This window comes from Burkholderia sp. A2 (assembly GCF_001729305.1).
GTDB classification, from domain to species: domain Bacteria; phylum Pseudomonadota; class Gammaproteobacteria; order Burkholderiales; family Burkholderiaceae; genus Burkholderia; species Burkholderia sola.
Window position 1 is genome coordinate 171,386 of the sequence record NZ_LZXX01000024.1, and the last position, 16,152, is coordinate 187,537.

The 16,152-nt window shown below is 67.4% G+C and carries 14 protein-coding genes; 3 read left to right on the top strand and 11 right to left on the bottom strand.

Features of this window, described 5'->3' with window-relative positions; all coding sequences use genetic code 11:
* Positions 1–70: 70 nt before the first annotated feature.
* Complete coding sequence (locus tag A9Z05_RS02560) at positions 71–1,357, bottom strand: Glu/Leu/Phe/Val dehydrogenase (RefSeq protein WP_027807464.1); 1,287 nt, start codon at positions 1,355–1,357, stop codon at positions 71–73.
* Positions 1,358–1,634: 277 nt separating this feature from the next.
* A complete protein-coding gene (locus tag A9Z05_RS02565; RefSeq protein WP_069616756.1) occupies positions 1,635–2,600 on the bottom strand; it encodes a LysR substrate-binding domain-containing protein in 966 nt (321 codons plus the stop codon).
* A gap of 255 nt (positions 2,601–2,855) precedes the next feature.
* Here A9Z05_RS02565 and purB point away from each other — a divergent pair, with 255 nt between their 5' ends.
* Entirely contained in the window at positions 2,856–4,244 is a 1,389-nt protein-coding gene (gene purB / locus A9Z05_RS02570) for an adenylosuccinate lyase (protein WP_050013818.1), read from the top strand.
* A 73-nt stretch (positions 4,245–4,317) separates the two neighbouring features.
* Here the strand turns inward: purB and A9Z05_RS02575 are convergent, their stop codons facing one another.
* On the bottom strand, positions 4,318–5,739 hold the full coding sequence (locus A9Z05_RS02575) for an FAD-binding oxidoreductase (RefSeq protein ID WP_069616757.1): 1,422 nt from the start codon (positions 5,737–5,739) through the stop codon (positions 4,318–4,320).
* Between the two features lie 276 nt (positions 5,740–6,015).
* Here A9Z05_RS02575 and A9Z05_RS02580 point away from each other — a divergent pair, with 276 nt between their 5' ends.
* Entirely contained in the window at positions 6,016–6,663 is a 648-nt protein-coding gene (locus A9Z05_RS02580; protein ID WP_069616758.1) for a TetR/AcrR family transcriptional regulator, read from the top strand.
* Positions 6,664–6,734: 71 nt separating this feature from the next.
* Here the strand turns inward: A9Z05_RS02580 and A9Z05_RS02585 are convergent, their stop codons facing one another.
* From A9Z05_RS02585 to edd, 4 genes are all read right to left on the bottom strand, one after another.
* Positions 6,735–7,238, bottom strand: coding sequence for a gluconokinase (locus tag A9Z05_RS02585; protein ID WP_059581058.1), 504 nt, complete (start codon positions 7,236–7,238; stop codon positions 6,735–6,737).
* A 13-nt stretch (positions 7,239–7,251) separates the two neighbouring features.
* Positions 7,252–8,613: a GntP family permease gene (locus A9Z05_RS02590; RefSeq protein ID WP_069616759.1), complete on the bottom strand. Its 1,362-nt coding sequence runs from the start codon at positions 8,611–8,613 to the stop codon at positions 7,252–7,254.
* A 216-nt stretch (positions 8,614–8,829) separates the two neighbouring features.
* Complete coding sequence (gene eda / locus A9Z05_RS02595) at positions 8,830–9,456, bottom strand: bifunctional 4-hydroxy-2-oxoglutarate aldolase/2-dehydro-3-deoxy-phosphogluconate aldolase (RefSeq protein WP_006483410.1); 627 nt, start codon at positions 9,454–9,456, stop codon at positions 8,830–8,832.
* Between the two features lie 19 nt (positions 9,457–9,475).
* The gene (gene edd, locus A9Z05_RS02600) at positions 9,476–11,332 is read right to left on the bottom strand and encodes a phosphogluconate dehydratase (protein ID WP_069616760.1); all 1,857 of its coding nucleotides are present in this window, start codon (positions 11,330–11,332) and stop codon (positions 9,476–9,478) included.
* A 294-nt stretch (positions 11,333–11,626) separates the two neighbouring features.
* Between edd and A9Z05_RS02605 the strand changes: the two genes are divergently transcribed.
* Positions 11,627–12,475: a MurR/RpiR family transcriptional regulator gene (locus tag A9Z05_RS02605; protein ID WP_050013824.1), complete on the top strand. Its 849-nt coding sequence runs from the start codon at positions 11,627–11,629 to the stop codon at positions 12,473–12,475.
* 93 nt (positions 12,476–12,568) lie between these two features.
* On the opposite strand, the gene A9Z05_RS02610 is transcribed toward A9Z05_RS02605, so the two are convergent.
* The 4 genes from A9Z05_RS02610 to lptE form a co-directional block, all read right to left on the bottom strand.
* Positions 12,569–12,991, bottom strand: coding sequence for a CopD family protein (locus A9Z05_RS02610; RefSeq protein ID WP_006483416.1), 423 nt, complete (start codon positions 12,989–12,991; stop codon positions 12,569–12,571).
* A 23-nt stretch (positions 12,992–13,014) separates the two neighbouring features.
* A complete protein-coding gene (locus tag A9Z05_RS02615) occupies positions 13,015–14,286 on the bottom strand; it encodes a glutamate-5-semialdehyde dehydrogenase (RefSeq protein ID WP_069616761.1) in 1,272 nt (423 codons plus the stop codon).
* A 168-nt stretch (positions 14,287–14,454) separates the two neighbouring features.
* On the bottom strand, positions 14,455–15,549 hold the full coding sequence (holA, locus tag A9Z05_RS02620; RefSeq protein ID WP_069616762.1) for a DNA polymerase III subunit delta: 1,095 nt from the start codon (positions 15,547–15,549) through the stop codon (positions 14,455–14,457).
* An 18-nt stretch (positions 15,550–15,567) separates the two neighbouring features.
* Positions 15,568–16,119 (bottom strand): LPS assembly lipoprotein LptE, encoded by a 552-nt coding sequence (gene lptE, locus A9Z05_RS02625; protein WP_069616763.1) that lies wholly within the window; start codon positions 16,117–16,119, stop codon positions 15,568–15,570.
* Positions 16,120–16,152 lie beyond the last annotated feature (33 nt).

Below are 16,152 nucleotides of genomic sequence, written 5' to 3' on the forward strand. Positions count from 1 at the left end.
TGCGTCATGAATCGGTCATCGTCGACGATCAGGGACGCCCGGTTGGGGACGCCCCATCGGGGACGCTCCATCAGGGGTAGAGACCGCGCATTTCGCGCGCCATCAGGATGCGCTTGCACGCGACGATGAACGCCGCCGTACGCACCGTCACCTTGTGCTCTTCCGCGACCGCCCACACGCCGGCGAACGCTTCGCGCATCACGCGCTCGAGACGATGGTTGATTTCGTCTTCCGTCCAGAAGAAGCTCGAGAAATCCTGCACCCACTCGAAGTACGACACGGTCACGCCACCGGCGTTCGCGATCACGTCGGGGATCACGAGCACGCCGTTCGCGCTCAGGATGTCGTCCGCCGCGGTCGTCGTCGGGCCGTTCGCGCCTTCGACGATGATCTTCGTGCGGATCTTCGCCGCGTTCTTCTCGGTGATCTGGTTTTCCAGCGCCGCCGGGATCAGGATGTCGGTCTCGACCGTCCAGAACTCGTCGTTCGGCATCGGTTCCGCGCCTTCGAAGCCCGCGACGCCGCCCGTGCGGGCGACGTGGTCGAGCAGCTTGTTCGAATCGAGGCCGGCCGGCTGGTAGATCGTGCCCGTGTGATCCTGCACCGCGATCACCTTCGCGCCCGCTTCCTGGAACAGCTTCGCCGCGATGCCGCCGACGTTGCCGAAGCCCTGCACCGCGATGCGCGCGCCTTCGATTTCGAGGCCCTTCTTCTTCGCCGCTTCCGAGCCGACGACGAACACGCCGCGGCCCGTCGCTTCCTTGCGGCCGAGCGAACCGCCGAGCGCGATCGGCTTGCCGGTCACGACGCCGGTCGACGTCTGGCCCTGGTTCATCGAGTACGTGTCCATCATCCACGCCATCACCTGTTCGTTGGTGTTGACGTCCGGCGCCGGAATGTCGGTGTTCGGCCCGATGATGATGCCGATTTCGCTGGTGTAGCGGCGCGTCACGCGCTCGAGCTCACCACGCGACAGCTTGCGCGGGTCGACGCGGATGCCGCCCTTCGCACCGCCGTACGGCACGTTCACGGCCGCGTTCTTCACCGACATCCATGCCGACAGCGCCATCACTTCCGACAGCGTCACGTCCTGGTGGTAGCGCACGCCGCCCTTGCCCGGGCCGCGCGACACGTTGTGCTGCACGCGATAGCCTTCGAAGTGCGCGACGGTGCCGTTGTCGAGCTCGATGGGGCAGTCGACGATCAGGATGCGCTTCGGACGCTTCAGCGTTTCGAGCCAGCGCGACAGCGAACCGAGGTACGGCGCGACGCGATCGACCTGCTGAAGGTAGTTGCCCCACGGGCCGAGATCGTCGGCGTGCAGGTAGGACGGGATGGACTGCTGTTGCGAAGACATGGAAGCTCCAACGTTCAACGGATTGCGCACATTGTCGAAAAACCCGTTTTTTTTATCCAATGCCGTTTGATTATTCGATTATGCGTTTCTTGCATGATCGCGATTTTCCGCAAATCCGCGGTCGATTTGCGCAAGAACGCCCGCGATCGGGCAGGCATCGCGTTCGTGGAAAACCGGATTGGACGGGCGCGGGCCGGCCGCCGGACGGCGGGCCGACCGGCGCCGGGAGGCCCGCCGTCAGCCGGGCGGGCCAATCGGCCGGGTTAACCGCCGACGGTTAACCGGGAGTATCGCCGGCGGTCTCGCGCAGTTCGTCGCGCACGACGTCCCACAGCGCACGCACGAGCTTCTGCCGCGGATCGTCGCCCTGCAGCGCGAGCTTGTCGCAGTACAGCCGGATCTCCATCGTCAGCGTGAACGGATGCGCGCCGCCGCGCACCGACCGGTCGAGACGGATCAGCCGGCCGCCCGCGACCGCGTCCTCGACCGCGCTGTGCGGCAGGAACGCGACGCCGTGGCCCGCGAGCGCCATCGCCTTCAGCCCTTCGGCCATGTCGGTTTCGTACACGCGGTCGAGGAACAGCCGCGTCGGCGCGTTCGCGACGATGACTTCGGTCATCCGGCCGAGATACGCGTTCGGCGTATACGACAGGTACGGCACGCGCGCATCGGCCGTGCCCGGCAGCGTATGGCGCGGCCGGCCCGCGCGGCCGGGTGCCGAGAACGGGCTGATCGGCTCGCTGCCGAGGACAAGCATGTCGTAGCGGGCCGGGTCGAGCGCGACCGGGTGGCTCGGGTGGTGGTAGCCCATCACGAGATCGCAGCCGCCCTCGACGAGCGACAGCACCGCGTCGTGCACGTTCAGCGCACGCAGCCGCGTGTGGACCTGGCCCATCTTCGCCTCGATCCGCTCGAGCCAGCGCGGAAAATACGTGAGCGACAGCGTGTGGGGCACCGCGAATTCGATCGTCGGCACCGGCGTGCCGACGTGGCCGCGCAACAGTGTGCGCGCCTCGTGCGCCTGCGACAGCATCGTCAGCGCCTGCTCGTAGAAGATCTGGCCGGCCTGCGTGAGCCGCGTCGGATAGACCGAACGATCGATCAGCTCGGTCGCGAGCCATGCCTCGAGCGCCTGGATGCGCCGCGAAAACGCCGGCTGCGACACGTGCCGCAGCTCGGCCGACCGGCTAAAGCTGCGCGTTTCCGCGAGCGAGACGAAGTCTTCGAGCCATTTCAGTTCCATGCAGGCGGGCGCGGCGGGCGGCGGTCGGGAAGAAGCCTGCATTCTACCGGCGGGCGGGCCCGGCCGGCGGCTCGGCGCGCGGGCCGGCGAGCCTGCGCGGGCGGGCGCCGGCTCGCCGTTCGCGCGCCGCCCGGGCGTCGTGCGCCCGCGGCAAGCGCGGCCGGACCGGTTCGGCCGGAATCGACGCGCGCCGATGGTAAAATGCCGGATTCTCCTCCCCTCGTTCGCCCCGGCCCCCAAAGGCCCTGCCCGATCATGTCCGACACTCGTCCCGATACGCTTTTCGCCCTCACCGCGCTCTCGCCCATCGACGGCCGCTACGCCAGCAAGACCGAAGCGCTGCGCGACTGGCTCTCCGAAGCCGCCTTCATGCGCCACCGCGTCACCGTCGAGGTGCACTGGCTGATCGCACTGTCGCGCGCCGGCTTCGCGGAAGTCCCGCGCTTCTCGGAAGCCTCCGAGCAGTTCCTGCTGCAGCTCGCCGAGCGCTTCACCGCGCACGACGCCGCGCGCATCAAGGAAATCGAGCGCGTGACGAACCACGACGTGAAGGCCGTCGAATACTGGCTGAAGGAATCGGTGAAGGGCCAGGCCGAACTCGAGAAGGCGAGCGAATTCATCCACTTCGCGTGCACGTCCGAGGACATCAACAACACGTCGCACGGGATGATGCTCGCCGGCGCGCGCGAACACGTGATCCTGCCGGCGCTGCGCACGGTCTACCAGCGCCTCGTCGCGCTCGCGCACGCGCACGCCGAACAGCCGATGCTGTCGCGCACGCACGGCCAGCCGGCCAGCCCGACGACGCTCGGCAAGGAACTCGCGAACGTCGCCGCGCGCCTCGCCCGCGCGATCGCGCGCATCGAGAAGGTCGAGATCCTCGGCAAGATGAACGGCGCGGTCGGCAACTTCAACGCGCACCTGTCCGCGTATCCGGAATTCGACTGGGAAGCGTTCTCGCGCGACGTGATCGAAAACCGCCTGAAGCTCACGTTCAACCCGTACACGATCCAGATCGAGCCGCACGACTACATGGCCGAACTGTTCGACGCCGTGGCGCGCGCGAACACGATCCTGCTCGACCTCGACCGCGACGTGTGGGGCTACATCTCGGTCGGCTACTTCAAGCAGAAGACGAAGGCGGGCGAAATCGGCTCGTCGACGATGCCGCACAAGGTCAACCCGATCGACTTCGAGAATTCGGAAGGCAACCTCGGCCTCGCGAACGCGACGCTGCGCCACCTCGCCGACAAGCTGCCGGTGTCGCGCTGGCAGCGCGACCTGACCGACTCGACGGTGCTGCGCAACATGGGCGTCGCGCTCGGCTACTCGCTGCTCGCGTACGACTCGCTGATCCGCGGCCTCGACAAGCTCGAAGTGAACCCGCAGCGCCTGAACGAAGATCTCGACAACTGCTGGGAAGTGCTCGCGGAGCCGGTGCAGACGGTGATGCGCCGCTACGGCATCGAGAACCCGTACGAGCAGCTGAAGGAACTGACGCGCGGCAAGGGCATCACGCGCGAAGCGCTGCAGGAATTCGTCGGCACGCTCGCGATCCCGCAGGATGCGAAGGATCGCCTGCTCGCGATGACGCCGGCGTCGTACATCGGCAAGGCCGTCGAACTCGCGAAGCGGATCGCGTAAGCGCCGCCGTCACCTGACGCAAAAAAGCCCGATGCGAATTGCCTTCGCATCGGGCTTTTTGCTTTTGGGCCGGTCAGAACGAGATCATCCGCCCCGGGTTGAGCGCGCTCATCACGCTCATCGCGGCCTTCGCGGCGGGAATCGCGATCGGCGACAGCTGCCGGCCGAGCGGAATCGCGCGATGGTCGATGCCCGTGAGCATCGAGAAGTCGTCGTTGCGGCCGACGAAATCGTCGCAGATCGCCTTGCCGATCCGCACCGTCTGGGCAACGCCGTGCCCGCTCCAGCCCTGCACCATGTACATCGGCACGCGGCCGTCGGTCTTGCGGCTGTCGGTCGCGCCGTTCAGCGTGAAGTCGCTGACGCCGCTCCAGCAGTAGTCGAGCGCGAAGCGGCCGTCGTGCTGCGGAAACACCGCGTTCAGCCGCGTCAGCAGATACGCGTTGACGTCGGGCTGCGCCCAGCAGCTGCCGGTGCCCTGCCCGCCGAACAGCAGGCGGTTGCCGCGCACCGGCCGGTAGTAGTCGATCTGGAACTGCGTGTCGTACACCGGCATGCCGGCCGGCATCAGCGTCGCGACGTCGACGTCGAGCGGCGCCGTCACGCTCACGTACGTGAAGAACGGCACCGTGGTCGCCGCGCCGTCGTCGAGCAAACGGAACGTCGTGTTGTGCAGCGCGAGCACCACCCCCTTGCGTGCGGTGATGGTGCCGCCCGGCGTCGTCGCGACGACGCCGGCGGGCGTCTCGTCGAGCTCGAGCACTTCGGCGCCTTCGAACAGCGCGCCGCCGTTCAGCCGGAAGCCGTGCACGAGGCCGCGCACCAGCGCGAGCGGGTGAATCTGCCCGCCGATCGCGTCGATCGCCGCGCCGTGATACAGCCCCGAGCGCACGTATTCGTCGTGCAGCTGATGGCGGCCGACGAGCGTCACGCCCGCATCGCCGAGATGGCGGCGCGCATCCGCGCCGTCGAGCAGCGCGCTCATGTGGCCGGGGTGGACCGCCGCCGTCACGTGGCCGCGCTTGCGGTCGAGATCGAGCGCGTAACGCGCGCCGATCCCGTCGATCAGCTCCATCGATTCGGCCGACGCGAAGCGCCACAGCCGCTTCGCGTCGTCGTGCGACAGGTTCTCGATCATGTCGGCGGCTTCCCAGCGCGCGAGGCCGGGCGTCAGTTGCCCGCCGTTGCGGCCCGACGCGGCCGATCCGACGTGATGCTTGTCGACGAGGATCGTGTCGACGCCCGCTTCCGCGAGATGCAGCGCGGCCGATGCGCCGAGCAGGCCCGCGCCGATCACGAGCACGTCGCAGACGGCGTCGTGCGCGAGCGGCGCGCTGTTTTCATGGCGCGACAACGACGCCTCGTACCAGTTGGCCGGGCGTTCGCCGTCGTAGCGGGCCGGATCGCACCAGTTCCAGTTGTCTTTTTCGATGTTCAGTTGCGTTTGCTCGAAACGCGCTTCGCCCTGGATCAAGGGCTTGTTGTGGGACGTCATGATTGCACTTGCATGGTCTTGGGCCGCCTGTCGAAGAGCCTGTTGGCTTCGCGGGTGGGGGCAGCCGGTTCCACATGGGGGTCAACGAGAAAGGGGGCGCGATGGCCCGTGTTGACGGCGGCACGCTCGTGCCGCCTGGATCCCGGACTGTGCGAAAGCACGTATTGAAAGGTGCCGGGACACCCAATTTCTACACCGCAGAAATAATTCTACAGTGTAGAATAAGCTTTCGTCAAGTTTACAGCCGGTACCACGCCGGCCTGCCTGCCCGCCTCGATGAAAGACAAACCCGCCCCGGGGCCGCGCGGCCTCGACAAGGACGCGCTCGTCGCGGCCGCGCTCGCGCTGCTCGAAGACGTCGGCGAAGCCGCGTTCAGCGTGCGCAAGCTCGCGCAATCGGTCGGCTGCGACCCGATGAGCGTGCTGTATCACTTCAAGTCGAAGGACGGCCTGAGCCGCGCGATCGCGAATGCGCTGTCGCGCTCGCTCGTGCCGGTCGATCCGTCACTGCCGTGGCGCGAACGGCTGCGCGACCTCGCGCGCCAGTACCGCGCGCTCGCGCTGCGCTACCCGGCCGCGTTCGCGCTACTGCAGCGGCACATGAGCACGGGGCCGGCCGACCTCGCGCACATCGAGGCCGTGCATCGCGCGCTGACCGACGCCGGCATCCCGCGCGCGGCGCTGCCGTCGGTATGCGTCGGCTGGTACGCGAGCGTGATCGGCCTGGCCGCCGCCGAAGCGGGCGGCCTCACGCGTCCCGCGAACGAGGTCGAGCTCGCGGAAATGCACGCGCTGTCCGACGTCGCGCATCCGCTCGTCAAGTCGGCCGCGCCGCTCTATGCGCAGCTCGATCCGGCGGTCGTGCACGACACGATGCTCGACGTGCTGCTCGACGGCATCGCGCAACGCACACACATGGCCTGACCGGCGTCCGCGCCGCCAACGAAAAAAGCGCCCGAAGGCGCCTTTTCGATGACGATGACCGCGAACCGCGCTCAGTGCTGATGTGCGAGGCCGATCTTCAGCATGACCTGATCGACGATCTGCTCGGGGGTCAGCTCGATGCTGACTTCGATCGCTTCGTCCGGCCCCGGCTCCTCGAGCGTGTCGAGCTGGCTCTTCAGCAGCGACGGATCGAAGAAATGGCCGGTGCGGCTCTTCAGGCGCTCCTGCAGCACCTCGAACGAACCCTTCAGATACACGAACCGCACGTCGGTGTCGGTGCCGCGCAGCACGTCGCGGTACGAGCGCTTCAGCGACGAGCACGTGAACACGGCCGTTTCGCCCGCGCGCTGCTTTTCCTCGATGGCCGCACGGATCGTGCGCAGCCACGGCCAGCGGTCTTCATCGGTCAGCGGAATGCCGTGGTGCATCTTTTCCTTGTTCGCCGCGCTGTGAAACGCGTCGCCATCGGTATAGCTGCACGACAGGCGTTCCGCCAGCATTTCGCCGATTCGCGACTTGCCCGCGCCCGACACGCCCATTGCGATCAGAATCATTGACTACCCCTTGTTACAGAACCACGCTCAGCAGCAGCGTAAAGCTCAGACCGAGCACCGAGATGATGGTTTCAAGCAGCGACCAGGTCTTGAACGTCTGGCCGACCGTCATCCCGAAATATTCCTTGATCAGCCAGAAGCCGCCGTCGTTCACGTGCGAGAAGATCAGCGAGCCCGAGCCCGTCGCGAGCACGAGCAGCTCCGGCCGGACCGCCGCGCCCGACGCCGCCGCGATCGGCGCGACGATGCCGCAGGCGGTGGTCATCGCGACCGTCGCCGAACCCGTCGCGAGACGCATCAGCGCCGCGACGAACCAGCCGAGCAGCAGCGGCGACAGGTGCGCGTGCTTCGCGGTCTCGACGATCTGCTGCGAGATCCCGCTGTCGCGCAGGACGCCGCCGAAGCCGCCGCCCGCGCCGACGATCAGCGTGATGCCGGCGATCGGCGCCAGGCACTCGCCGCAGAACTTCTGGATCTGGTCGCGGTTGAAGCCCTGCTTCGCGCCGAAGGTCCAGAAGCTCACGAGCACGGCGATCAGCAGCGCGACGTCGGAGTTGCCGGCAAAACGCAGCAGGTTGTTCGGCAGCGACTTCGGCGTGAACACCAGGTCGGCCCAGCTGCCGACGAGCATCAGCACGACGGGCAGCAGGATCGTGAACAGCGTGATGCCGAAGCTCGGCAGTTCGCGCTTGCGGCCATCCGCGTTCGAATCGACGAATTGCGATGCGAGCGGGTTGTTTTCCGGCAGCTTCACGAACTTCGAGATCATCAGCGCGAACAGCGGGCCCGCGATGATCGCGGTCGGCACGCCGACGACGAGGCCGAATGCGATCGTCTTGCCGATATCGGCGCCGTATTGCTGGACGGCCAGCAGCGCGGCCGGGTGCGGCGGGATCAGCCCGTGCACGACCGACAGGCCGGCCACCATCGGCAGGCCGACGACGAGCAGCGACTTGCCGGTGCGCTTCGCGACGTTGAACGCGATCGGGATCAGCAGCACGAAGCCGACTTCGAAGAACACCGGCAGGCCGACGATGATCGCGACGAACATCATCGCCCAGTGGATGTTCTTTTCACCGAACCAGTCGATCAGCGTGGTCGCGATCCGCTCGGCGCCGCCCGATTCGGCCATCATCTTGCCGAGCATCGTGCCGAGGCCGACGACGATCGCGATGTGGCCAAGCGTGCCGCCGGTACCCGTTTCGAACGACTTGACGATCTTGTCCATCGGCATGCCGACGACGAGGCCGAGGCCGAGCGAAACGATGATCAGCACCAGGAACGGGTAGATCTTGTAGCGCGCGATCATCAGGATCAGCGCGGCAATCGCGATCAGCGTGAATACGAGCAGCATGCTGCCTTGGACGGCCCCCATGTGGCACTCCTCCTAGAATTGTTCGAACCGGGCGAGTCGTTGCGAGTATGCCCGGCTATGCAGGTCTCCGAAACACGGGGGTACCCCCCCGTCAGGACGCTGAATTTTACTTATCTTTGCGATCCGCGGATAGAACCGGTTCCATCAGCAAAAACCCTCGGAAAAACAAGCATTAACGCTTGCTTCCGAGGGTCGATTCTTCATTTCATACAAGCATTAGCGCGGCAACTGGCTCGCCGCTTGCGCGAGGCGCGTGACTTCGGCCCAATCCTGCGCGGCGAGCGCGGCCTTCGGCGTGAGCCAGGAGCCGCCGACGCACACGACGTTCGGCAGCTTCAGGAAGTTCGGCGCCGTATCGACCGTGATGCCGCCGGTCGGGCAGAACTTCAGCGCCGGGAACGGGCCGTGGAACGCCTGCAGCATCGGCACGCCGCCCGCCTGCTGCGCGGGGAAGAATTTCACGATGTCGTAGCCGAATTCGAGCGCCTGGATGATGTCGCTCGGCGTCATCACGCCCGGCAACAGCGGCAGGCCCGCGTCGAGCGACGCGAGATGCAGTTCCTTCGTCAGGCCCGGCGACACGCCGAACGTCGCGCCCGCGCGCTTCGCCTGCGCGCAGTGCTCGGGCTTCGTGATCGTGCCGACGCCGACGACGATGTCGTCCGCGAGCTGGCTCGCGCGCTGGATCGCCTCGAGGCCCGCCGGCGTGCGCAGCGTGATCTCGAGCACCTTCACGCCGCCCGCGTGCAATGCGCGCGACACGTTTTCGCCCTGCTCGACCGAGTCGAATGCGAGCACCGGAATGACCGGGCCCAGCTTCACGATTTCAGCAATCGTCTTCATTGAATTGGCTCCTTGAAATTCATGCGGCGACGCTGGCAGCCGTTTCGCCGACCAGCGTCCCGAAAACCGATGCGCCCTGCTCGGCCGGTGCGGCCGCCGCGCGGAACACGCCGAACAGTTCGCGGCCGAAACCGACTTCGTTCTCGGCCTGGTGCTGCGGCTGCGCGACCGGGCGCGCGTGCCATTCGGCGTCGTCGAGCTCGATGTCGAGCACGCCGGCCTCCGCGTCGATCACGAGCATGTCGCCCGTTTTCACCTTGCCGATCGGGCCGGCCAGCAGCGCTTCCGGCGACACGTGGATCACGGCCGGCACCTTGCCCGACGCGCCCGACATGCGGCCGTCGGTGACCAGTGCGACGTGGAAGCCCTGATCCTGCAGCACGCCGAGCAGCGGCGTCAAACGGTGCAGTTCGGGCATGCCGTTCGCGCGCGCGCCCTGGAAGCGCACCACCGCGACGAAATCGCGCTTCAGCTCGCCGCGATCGAACGCTGCCTGCACGGCTTCCTGCGAGTCGAACACGATCGCGGGCGCCTTCACCTTGCGGTGCTCGGGCGCGACCGCCGAGATCTTGATCACGCCGCGGCCGAGCCGGCCCTGCATCAGGCGCAGGCCGCCGTCCGGCTGGAACGGGTCGCGAATGCCGCGCAGCACCTTCGTGTCGTGGCTCTCGGCCGCGCCGTCGACCCACGTCAGCTTGCCGTCGATCAGCTTCGGCTCCTTCGTGTAGTGCGCAAGGCCCTTGCCGGCGACCGTCGTCACGTCCTCGTGCAGCAGCCCGCCTTCGAGCAGGTTGCGCACCAGGAACGCGACACCGCCCGCCGCGTGGAAATGGTTCACGTCGGCCTTGCCGTTCGGGTAGATCTTCGCGAGCAGCGGCACGACCGCCGACAATTCGTCGAAGTCGTTCCAGTCGATCAGGATGCCGGCCGCGCGCGCGATCGCGACGAGGTGCAGCGTGTGATTGGTCGAGCCGCCCGTCGCGAGCAGCGCGACGATCCCGTTGACGATCGCCTTCTCGTCGATCACATGACCGATCGGCGTGTACTGGCCGCGCTCGACGGTCAGGTCGAGCACGCGGCGCGCAGCCTCGGCCGTCAGCGCGGTGCGCAGCGGCGTGTGCGGATGAACGAATGCCGAGCCCGGCAGGTGCAGCCCCATCAGCTCCATCAGCATCTGGTTGCTGTTCGCGGTGCCGTAGAACGTGCAGGTGCCGTGGCCGTGATACGCGGCCGATTCGGCTTCGAGCAGCGCGTCGCGGCCGACCTGGCCGGTCGCGAACTGCTGGCGGATCTTCGCCTTGTCGTCGTTCGACAGGCCGCTCGTCATCGGGCCGGCCGGCACGAAGATCGTCGGCAGATGGCCGAACTGCAGCGCGCCGATCAGGAGGCCCGGCACGATCTTGTCGCAGATGCCGAGGCAGAGCGCCGCGTCGAACATGTTGTGCGTGAGCGCGATCGCCGTGCCCATCGCGATCGCTTCGCGCGAGAACAGCGACAGCTCCATCCCCGGGTTGCCCTGCGTGACGCCGTCGCACATCGCCGGCACGCCGCCCGCGAATTGCGCGACCCCGCCGTTCTCGCGCGCGGCCGCCTTGATGATGTCGGGGAAATCCTTGTACGGCGCGTGCGCGGACAGCATCTCGTTGTACGAGGACACGATGCCGATGTTCGGCTCGCGAATCGCCTTGATCGAGAACTTGTCGTTCCCCTCGAGGCCCGCGAAGCCGTGCGCGAGGTTCGCGCACGACAGCGCGCCGCGTGCCGGGAACTTGCCTTGCGCGCCGTCGATGCGCTGCAGATAGGCGGAACGGGTCGATTGGCTGCGGGCGATCACGCGTTCGGTGACCTTCGCCAGAGTGGGGTGCAGCGACGTCATGCTGGGCGCTCCTGTATGCCGGCCGACACCGGCGGTTGGAATCGTGGGGACGGTCGAGCTTCGTCGATCGAACGAAGCAAGTCTAGTAGAAAAACTACAAGCACGCAATGCGGATCGACGTACGCGCAACCGTTATTCCCGCTACCATCAAGGCTCCAATCGGTAAAAACCCTAATTCGCGTGGCTAGCCTCGCATTCAAACCAGTGCGATTGCGCTAGTATTTTCATGTAGATTTTCTACAATTTGAGTGCGATACACTCGCTCATCCGAACCTGATTTCCACCTGCCGTCCCATGCTGCCCCGCATTGAAGCGATCCGCGCCGAGTTGCGCCCGTCCGAGCGCAAGCTCGCCGACTACATCCTCGCCGCGCCGCGCGAGGTGCTCGACCTCGCGATGACCGAGCTGTCGACCCGCGCGGGCGTCAGCCAGCCCACCATCGCACGCTTCTGCCAGGCGCTCGGCTGCAGCGGCTTTCGCGAATTCAAGATCCGGCTCGCGCAGAGCGTCGCGCCGGGCGTGTCGTCCGTATACCGCGACGTCGAGCCCGACGAGCCGGCGCCCGGCATCATCGGCAAGGTGTTCGACCGCACGATCGGCGCGCTGATCGAGGTACGCAACAGCCTGTCGGCGGGCAGCGTCGCCGATGCGATCGCGCTGCTGTCGAACGCGTCGCGGATCGAGTTCTACGGCGCCGGCGGCTCGGGCATCGCCGCGCAGGACATCCAGCACAAGTTCTTCCGGCTCGGCGTGCCGAGCGTCGCGTATTCGGATCCGCACACGTTCTCGATGTCGTCGGCGCTGCTCGGGCCGCACGACGTCGTCGTCGCGATCTCGAACACCGGCCGCACGCGCGACATCGTCGACGCCGCGCGCTCCGCGCTCGCGTGCGGCGCGAAAGTCGTCGCGATCACGCAGAGCCATTCGCCGCTCGCGAAGCTCGCGACGGTCAGCCTCGCGTCGAACGTCGCGGAGGAAACGGACGTGTTCTCGCCGATGACGTCGCGGATGTCGCATCTCGCGATCGGCGACATCCTCGCGGTCGGCGTCGCGCTGTCGCGCGGGCCGGCGCTGATGGAACGGGTCGGCCGCGCGAAGGAGGCGATCACGCGGCGCCGGATCGACGACCCGACCAAGGACTAGCCGTCGCGAAACGCCGCGCGTAAACGACGAACGGCGCCCCGAGGGGCGCCGTCGCACATGATTCGATGGCGGCGTACTCGCCGGCCGCGCCGCTCAGAACGGCTTGATCACGACCAGCGCGACCGCCGCGAGCATGCCGAGCACCGGCAGCTCGTTGAACACGCGATACCACTTGTCGGTGCGGGTGTTCTCGCCGCGCTCGAACACCCGCAGCAGATGCCCGCAATACGCGTGGTAGACGATCAGCAGCAACACCACCGTCACCTTCGCGTGAATCCAGCCCTGCCCCTGCCCGATGCCGATCACGAGCCACAGCCACAGCCCGCACGCGAGCGCGGGCACCGCGATCATCGTCATGAAGCGGAACAGCTTGCGCGCCATCAGCAGCAGGCGCCGCACCGCGGCCGGATCGGTCTCCATGGCCAGGTTCACGTAGATGCGCGGCAGGTAGAAGAGCCCCGCGAACCACGCGGCGATCAGAACGACATGGAACGTCTTGACCCAGAGCATTGCCATCGATTGTGCGCCTCGCGGTTGACTTACTGACGGCCTTCGCCGTGCCCGAGCACGACGTACTTCAGCGACGTCAGCCCCTCCAGGCCGACGGGGCCGCGTGCGTGCAGCTTGTCGTTCGAGATGCCGATTTCCGCGCCGAGGCCGAATTCGAAACCGTCCGCGAAGCGCGTCGACGCGTTGACCATCACGCTCGCCGAATCGACTTCGCGCAGGAAGCGCATCGCGCGGTCGTGATCCTCGGTGACGATCGCATCCGTGTGATGCGAGCCGTAGTGGTTGATATGCTCGATCGCGGCGTCGAGGCCGTCGACGACCTTGATCGCGAGCACCGGCGCCAGATATTCGGTATGCCAGTCTTCTTCCGTCGCGTCGACGAGCGGGCCGATGCCCGCATCGGCGAGCACCGCGCGCGCGGCCGCATCGACGCGCAGTTCGACCTGCTTGTCGCGATACAGCGTGCCGAGCGGCGGCAGCAGCTGCGCGGCGATGCCGCTCGCGACGAGCAGCGTCTCCATCGTGTTGCAGGTGCCGTAGCGATGCGTCTTCGCGTTGTCGCAGACGGTCAGCGCCTTCGCGAGATCGGCACGATCGTCGACATACACGTGGCAGATGCCGTCGAGGTGCTTGATCATCGGCACGCGTGCCTCGTTGATCAGCCGTTCGATCAGGCTCTTGCCGCCGCGCGGCACGATCACGTCGACGAATTCGGTCATCGTGATCAGCTTGCCGACCGCCGCGCGATCGGCCGTCGCGACGACCTGCACCGCATCCTGCGGCAGCCCGGCCGCTTCGAGCCCTTCGCCGATCAGCTTCGCGAGCGCCGCGTTCGACTCGAGCGCTTCGGAGCCGCCGCGCAGGATCGTCGCGTTGCCCGACTTCAGGCACAGCGCGGCCGCGTCGATCGTCACGTTCGGGCGCGACTCGTAGATGATGCCGATCACGCCGAGCGGCACGCGCATCTGGCCGACCTGGATCCCGCTGGGGCGAAACTTCAGGTTGCCGATCTCGCCGATCGGATCGGCCAGCGACGCAACCTGGCGCAGCCCTTCGACCATCGTGTTCAGCGCCTTGTCCGACAGCGTCAGGCGGTCGACGAACGCCGCATCGAGCCCCTTTTCACGGGCGCGGGCGACGTCGCGTGCATTCGCATCCTTCAGCGCCTGCGCGTCGCGTTCGATCGCGCGGGCCACGGCGTCGAGCGCCGCGTTCTTCGCGGCCGTGCTGGCGCGCGCCATCGCGCGGGAAGCGTGCCGGGCGCGACGGCCCAGGTCGGTCATGTACTGATCGATATCCATCGTGTGACTCGAGAAGCGAGCCGCGTGGAGCGGCATGAATTCGTGGGGGAAGCGGGACGGCCATCCGGCGGGGTAACGGCCGCCAAACCGCGCCGCGCCGGGCGGCGCGCCGGTCATCAAAGCATTGTAAGCGGGTTGCGCAGCGCGCGCTGAAGGCCCGAACGGGACTTAGCGTCGCACGCGACCCGCGGTCGGCGGTCGCTCGCCGCGGGCGCCCGCGACCGTCATCGCGAGCTGGAACAGCCCGTCCCACGGGTCGGGCGGCGGTTCGTCCTGCGTGCGGCGGCCCGGCGTGACGGCCGTGAGCCCCTTGACCTGCCGGTCGAGCTTCGCGGCGAACGCGAGCGCCTTTTCGAGCACTGCTTCCGACACGCGGTTCAGCGCGGGCGCGATCAGCCGCTCGCGCGGCCCCCACACGCGGTTCTCGCGCAGCAGCGTCGCGAGCGGCTTGCCGGCCGTCGTGCCGCGCTTGATCCGCAGCAGCGTGCGCAGTTCCTCGACGACGGCCCACATCACGAGCACGATCGCCTCGCCCTCGCCCTTCAGCCCGTCGATCATCCGCGCGAGCCGCGCGGCGTCGCCGGCGAGCATCGCTTCGTTCAGCTTGAACACGTCGTAGCGCGCGACGTTCAGCACCGCGTCGTGCACCTGCTCGAACGACAGCGCGCCCTGCGGATACAGCAGCCCGAGCTTCTGGATTTCCTGGTGCGCGGCGAGCAGGTTGCCCTCGACGCGCTCCGCGATGAACTGCAGCGCGCGCCGCCCGTCGTCGCCGGACGCGACGCGCTGGCCCTGCATCGACAGACGCTGGCCGATCCAGTTCGGCAGTTGCGCACGATCGACCGGATCGATCTTCAGCGCGACGCCGCCGTTCTGCAGCGCGGTAAACCATGCGGATTTCTGCGTGGCCGCGTCGAGGCGCGGCAACGTGACGAGCATCAGCGCATCCGGATTGGGCGTGGCCGCGAGCGTCTTCAGCGCATCGGCGCCCTCCTTGCCCGGCTTGCCCGACGGAATGCGCAGCTCGATCAGCTGGCGCTCGCCGAACAGCGACATCGCCTGGGTCGCGCCGAGCAGCACGCTCCAGTCGAAGCCGCGCTCGACCGTATGCACCGAACGCTCGGTGAAGCCGGCCGCGCGCGCGGCCGCACGAATGCGGTCGCACGCTTCCTGCGCGAGCAGCGGCTCGTCGCCGTAGACGGTATAGAGCCCGGCCAACCCCTTCGCGAGGTGCGGCTCCAGCGCATCAAGTCGCAATTGCATCGCTGCGTGCGCCCGCGATCAGAGCGGCGGCGGCGGCAGCGGCGCGCGCGGCGCCACGCCCGGCACCACGTCCTCCGGCGCCGGCGTCAGCGAATGGACGATCGCGAGACGCCGCATCAGCTGATCGACCGCGTCGTTCTGCATGTCGCCGTACAGGATGTCGGCTTCCTGCGCCTTCGCGTTCGTGTACTGGTCGCTGTACGTCATCGCACGGTTCAGCGCGATCGCGCTCGGCGGGATCAGCACGGTGCCGTCCTTGCTGGTCAGCGTGTAGTTCAGCGTGTAGAACAGCGCGTATTCCTGCGCGGAGCCGTACTTGTTGAGCGTCAGCGTGTTCTGGCCACGCGACTCCCACATGCGCAGCACGGCGTCGGCGTCGTCCGCCGACTTGACGATCTTCGTGTCGCTGCCGGCCTCGACGAGGCGCGTGAGCCGCGCCCCGACGGACGCCGGCGCACCGGCCACGAACAGGTGCTTGAACGCGTAGTCCTGCTGGCCGCGCAACTGGAAGCCGCATGCCGACAGCACGACCGCGCTGCCGACGAGCATCAAAAACGATCTGCGGATCACCTTCGCTCCTTCTGGGTACGTCCGACGGCCGGC

Coding starts and splice junctions, on each gene's coding strand:
- eda (WP_006483410.1), bottom strand. CDS start 9,456: ATGAAGACGATTGCTGAAATCGTGAAGCTGGGCCCGGTCATTCCGGTG.
- A9Z05_RS02585 (WP_059581058.1), bottom strand. CDS start 7,238: ATGATTCTGATCGCAATGGGCGTGTCGGGCGCGGGCAAGTCGCGAATC.
- A9Z05_RS02605 (WP_050013824.1), top strand. CDS start 11,627: ATGCTGCCCCGCATTGAAGCGATCCGCGCCGAGTTGCGCCCGTCCGAG.
- A9Z05_RS02565 (WP_069616756.1), bottom strand. CDS start 2,600: ATGGAACTGAAATGGCTCGAAGACTTCGTCTCGCTCGCGGAAACGCGC.
- A9Z05_RS02610 (WP_006483416.1), bottom strand. CDS start 12,991: ATGGCAATGCTCTGGGTCAAGACGTTCCATGTCGTTCTGATCGCCGCG.
- purB (WP_050013818.1), top strand. CDS start 2,856: ATGTCCGACACTCGTCCCGATACGCTTTTCGCCCTCACCGCGCTCTCG.
- A9Z05_RS02575 (WP_069616757.1), bottom strand. CDS start 5,739: ATGACGTCCCACAACAAGCCCTTGATCCAGGGCGAAGCGCGTTTCGAG.
- A9Z05_RS02615 (WP_069616761.1), bottom strand. CDS start 14,286: ATGGATATCGATCAGTACATGACCGACCTGGGCCGTCGCGCCCGGCAC.
- A9Z05_RS02580 (WP_069616758.1), top strand. CDS start 6,016: ATGAAAGACAAACCCGCCCCGGGGCCGCGCGGCCTCGACAAGGACGCG.
- A9Z05_RS02590 (WP_069616759.1), bottom strand. CDS start 8,613: ATGGGGGCCGTCCAAGGCAGCATGCTGCTCGTATTCACGCTGATCGCG.
- edd (WP_069616760.1), bottom strand. CDS start 11,332: ATGACGTCGCTGCACCCCACTCTGGCGAAGGTCACCGAACGCGTGATC.
- holA (WP_069616762.1), bottom strand. CDS start 15,549: ATGCAATTGCGACTTGATGCGCTGGAGCCGCACCTCGCGAAGGGGTTG.
- A9Z05_RS02560 (WP_027807464.1), bottom strand. CDS start 1,357: ATGTCTTCGCAACAGCAGTCCATCCCGTCCTACCTGCACGCCGACGAT.